General features: G+C 46.2%; 1 protein-coding gene. It reads left to right on the top strand.

Features of this window, described 5'->3' with window-relative positions; all coding sequences use genetic code 11:
• Window positions 1-740 (top strand): hypothetical protein (locus tag ABWV45_RS15480; protein ID WP_353352622.1); only part of this gene is annotated, 740 nt, incomplete at both ends.

Genomic DNA, 740 nt, shown 5'->3' with positions numbered 1-740 from the left:
CGTTGTGTAGGTTTGTTTAGTTATATAAACGGGGCGGATATTCGTCAGCTAGTGCTTACTGAGGTGAATATAATAGGTGGATTTTATGTAGGTGGTTTAGCGGGGTGTGCTCGTTCAAATAATACCTTAGAAGCCAATACGATGATGGGTTCGGTAGAAAGTATATATTCAGGGGGTGCCTATACCGGCGGGTTGCTTGGTTATATCAATCGTAATAACGTCATTCGCGCTAATTTAGTCAGTGGCCGAGTGGCGGCTGAAGGCGATAATGTGGGTGGTTTGATTGGTGAGGCTGGTTTATACAATACAGTAGAAGGTAACCTGAGTACGGCGTGGGTGGAAGGCTCTTCAGGCGTCGGTGGGTTGTTGGGGGGTACTTATTGGTTTCTTTCATTATTACAAACCAATACACTACGAAATAATTACTGGGCCACGGATGCTTCTGGGCAATCAACCAGTTATGGAAGCCGCAGAGAGAATAACTATTCTGGGTTAGAGCTGACGACTTTACGCTGTGAGGTGACGGCTAATGGCAGTGATTGCAGCGATACCACACTATATAATAACTGGGACACCTATGGCGTTACCGACACTAATGGTGTATTCCAACCCTATTGGGATTTTGGCTCTAATCAGCAACTGCCTGCGCTGAACTTAAATGGCATCATTCACCGCGACAGTGATGGCGACGGGGTGGCAGATGATATTGATGTTTACCCATTAAGCTTTGCTGCCAGCAC

Origin of the sequence: Oceaniserpentilla sp. 4NH20-0058, from assembly GCF_040371755.1 — a bacterium.
Classification (GTDB): domain Bacteria; phylum Pseudomonadota; class Gammaproteobacteria; order Pseudomonadales; family Oceanobacteraceae; genus Bermanella.
Note: the sequence above shows the minus strand (reverse complement) of the source record. Positions and strands in the feature narration are given on the sequence as shown.